1 protein-coding gene is annotated in these 541 nt (G+C 31.8%); it reads left to right on the top strand.

The genetic code is table 11. The annotated features are described in order from the left end of the window. Positions 1 to 129: 129 nt before the first annotated feature. Positions 130 to 541, top strand: a 412-nt coding sequence (locus ACFIML_RS09395) for a DUF488 family protein (RefSeq protein WP_375688068.1), incomplete at its 3' end; no start/stop codon positions are given.

Raw genomic sequence — 541 nt, 5'->3', positions numbered from 1 at the left:
TCCAAGCCTTTTTAGCAGAGATAGAACGAGAGATAAAACAACTCTCTACAAAAGCTGCTTAACCTTATGGGGGTGTTGTCTAACGCATATCTACAATCACCCCCGCCCTTTTACATAAGGAAATTAAACGTGTGTAACATCAAACATATTATCATACAGCCTGCTAAAGATGAGGAATTTTGTTTTTTTACCATTGGCTATGAAGGTAGGTCCCTTGAGAATTATCTTAGTTGTCTCATAGAAAACAATATCAAAACTTTATGTGATGTTCGTAAAAATCCAATAAGTAGAAAACACGGATTTTCAAAAAGACAATTAGAAAAAGCTGTAAGCAATATTGATATTGAATATATGCATATGCCTGAACTTGGAATTGCTTCTGAAAAACGAAGAAATTTGAAAACACAAAAAGATTATGACCGCCTTTTTAAAAATTATCAAAATACAACTCTCAAGAATAATTTTTGTGCAATAAACAAATTATATCAAATTTTTTTAAACAAAAAGCGCGTTGCAATCACCTGTTTTGAAGCCAATGTAT

It is taken from the genome of Bartonella sp. AC62GZZY (genome assembly GCF_042196525.1).
In the GTDB taxonomy this organism is placed as follows: Bacteria; Pseudomonadota; Alphaproteobacteria; order Rhizobiales; family Rhizobiaceae; genus Bartonella.
The sequence above is the reverse complement of the archived record's forward strand: the minus strand, read 5'-3'. Positions and strand labels throughout refer to the sequence as shown.